The organism is Mycobacterium sp. (assembly GCF_039583805.1).
Classification (GTDB): Bacteria; Actinomycetota; Actinomycetes; order Mycobacteriales; family Mycobacteriaceae; genus Mycobacterium.
The window spans coordinates 14,900-17,505 of the sequence record NZ_JAVKSH010000062.1 but is presented as its reverse complement, the minus strand read 5'-3'; the positions used below and the strand labels follow the sequence as shown (position 1 = coordinate 17,505).

General features: G+C 69.8%; 2 protein-coding genes. Both read left to right on the top strand.

Features of this window, described 5'->3' with window-relative positions; genetic code table 11:
- Positions 1-49: 49 nt before the first annotated feature.
- Positions 50-469: a SufE family protein gene (locus ABDW21_RS10175; protein WP_343599806.1), complete on the top strand. Its 420-nt coding sequence runs from the start codon at positions 50-52 to the stop codon at positions 467-469.
- Between the two features lie 104 nt (positions 470-573).
- A complete protein-coding gene (locus tag ABDW21_RS10170; protein WP_343599807.1) occupies positions 574-2,373 on the top strand; it encodes an acetyl/propionyl/methylcrotonyl-CoA carboxylase subunit alpha in 1,800 nt (599 codons plus the stop codon).
- Positions 2,374-2,606: the final 233 nt, after the last annotated feature.

Here is a 2,606-nt window from a genome sequence, read left to right as displayed (position 1 = left end):
AAGAGCCGGGACAAGCGCCGGGGCCAGCGCCGGGAGGAATGCCGGCCTGATGAGCATGCCTGCGCCGCTGGCCGAGGTGGTGGCCGACTTCGCCGAAGTCCAGGGCCAGGACAAGCTGCGGCTGCTGCTGGAGTTCGCCGACGAACTACCGCCATTGCCCGCTCACCTGACAGAGGCGGCGATGGAGCCGGTGCCCGAGTGCCAGTCCCCGCTGTTCCTGGACGTCGACGCCAGCGATCGGCAGCGGGTGCGGCTGCATTTTTCCGCGCCGCCCGGAGCGCCGACCACCCGGGGGTTCGCCGCCATCCTGGCCGCCGGACTCGACGAACAACCCGCCGCCGACATCCTGGCGGTGCCGGAAGACTTCTACGCCGACCTGGGTCTGGCCGCCCTGATCAGTCCGCTGCGGCTGCGCGGCATCTCGGCGATGCTGGCCCGGATCAAGCGGCGGCTACGCGAGTCGCAGTGAAGGGGACACCGGCTCGGGCCTGCTTCGGCGCGCCGCTTAGACTTTGCCCGTCGTGTAAGAAATTCTCTTAGAGAAGAACCGCGGATTCGGACTCAGGAGGCGCCGTGCCCAGCCACGCCAGCTCGAAGATCGCCAAGGTGCTCGTCGCCAATCGCGGTGAGATCGCGGTCAGGGTGATCCGGGCGGCCCGCGACGCCGGGCTGCCCAGCGTTGCGGTGTACGCCGAACCCGACGCCGACGCACCGCACGTGCGGCTGGCCGACGAGGCCTTCGCGCTGGGTGGCCAGACCTCGGCCGAGTCCTATCTGGACTTCGCCAAGGTCCTGGAGGCCGCCGCGAAGTCCGGCGCCAACGCGATCCACCCCGGCTACGGATTCCTTTCCGAGAACGCCGATTTCGCGCAGGCGGTCATCGACGCCGGGTTGATCTGGATCGGGCCCAGCCCGCAGTCGATCCGCGATCTCGGCGACAAAGTCACCGCCCGGCACATCGCCGCCCGCGCCCAGGCTCCGCTGGTGCCCGGCACCCCCGACCCGGTCAAGAACGCCGACGAGGTGGTGGCCTTCGCCAAGGAATACGGTGTGCCGGTCGCGATCAAGGCCGCGTTCGGCGGCGGCGGCAAGGGCATGAAGGTGGCGCAGACCCTGGAGGAGATTCCCGAGCTGTTCGAGTCGGCCACCCGGGAGGCCACAGCCGCGTTCGGCCGCGGCGAGTGCTTCGTCGAGCGCTACCTGGACAAGCCCCGCCACGTCGAGGCGCAGGTGATCGCCGACCAGCACGGCAACGTCGTCGTCGCCGGCACCCGGGACTGCTCGCTGCAGCGCCGCTACCAGAAGCTGGTCGAAGAGGCGCCGGCGCCGTTCCTGTCCGACGCGCAGCGCAAGGAGATCCACGAGTCGGCCAAGCGGATCTGCCGCGAAGCGCACTACTACGGCGCCGGCACCGTCGAATTCCTGGTGGGCCACGACGGGTTGATCTCCTTCCTGGAGGTCAACACCCGGCTGCAGGTCGAGCACCCGGTCACCGAGGAGACCGCGGGCATCGACCTGGTGTTGCAGCAGTTCAAGATCGCCAACGGCGAGACGCTCGACATCACCGAGGACCCGACACCGCGCGGGCACGCGATCGAGTTCCGGATCAACGGTGAGGACGCCGGGCGCAACTTCCTGCCGGCGCCGGGGCCGGTGACCACGTTCCGTCCGCCGGCGGGCCCGGGTGTGCGGCTGGACTCCGGCGTCGAGAGCGGCTCGGTGATCGGCGGCCAGTTCGACTCGATGCTGGCCAAGCTCATCGTCTACGGGGCGACCCGCCAGGAGGCGCTGGCCCGGTCCCGCCGCGCGCTCGACGAGTTCGAGGTCGAGGGCCTGGCCACGGTGATCCCGTTCCACCGGGCCATCGTGCGCGACCCGGCGTTCGTCGGCGACGAGAACGGCTTCTCGGTGCACACCCGCTGGATCGAGACCGAATGGAACAACACAGTCGAGCCGTTCACCGGCGCGGAGCCGCTCTACGACGAAGCCGACACCCGGCCGCGGCAGACGGTGGTCGTGGAGGTCGGCGGACGCCGCCTGGAAGTGTCCCTGCCGGCCGACCTGGCGCTGTCCAACGGCGGCGGGGGCGACCCGGCGGGTGTCATCAGGCGCAAACCCAAGCCGCGCAAGCGGGGCGCGCTGACCGGCGCGGTGGCCTCCGGCGACGCGGTGACCGCACCCATGCAGGGCACCGTGGTCAAGGTCGCCGTCGAAGAGGGTCAGCAGGTCACCACCGGTGATCTGGTGGTGGTGCTGGAGGCGATGAAGATGGAGAACCCGGTCACCGCGCACAAGGACGGGACCATCACCGGCCTGGCGGTGCAGGCCGGCGCCGCGATCACCCAGGGCACGGTGCTCGCCGAGATCCGATGACGGCGTGACCCCACGCCGTGGCATGTCGCGTTGCCGGCCCGGCCCACCGCGGGTAGACTCGCCGCCAGGTTGAGTTCACAGCCGCCCGGAATCACGTCGCGAACGCGCGGGCAGGGTGAAATTCGCTGCCGTCCAATGTTTTTCGACGTGATCCACAGTGCGAACGCTCGTCGACTGATGGAGTCACACCGATGTCTTCCCCCGCCCAAGAAGCTCACGTCCAAGAAGCTCAC

What these genes read in the sequence shown, in the direction of transcription:
- ABDW21_RS10175 (WP_343599806.1), top strand. Translation starts at nt 50, where the DNA reads ATGAGCATGCCTGCGCCGCTGGCCGAGGTGGTGGCCGACTTCGCCGAA.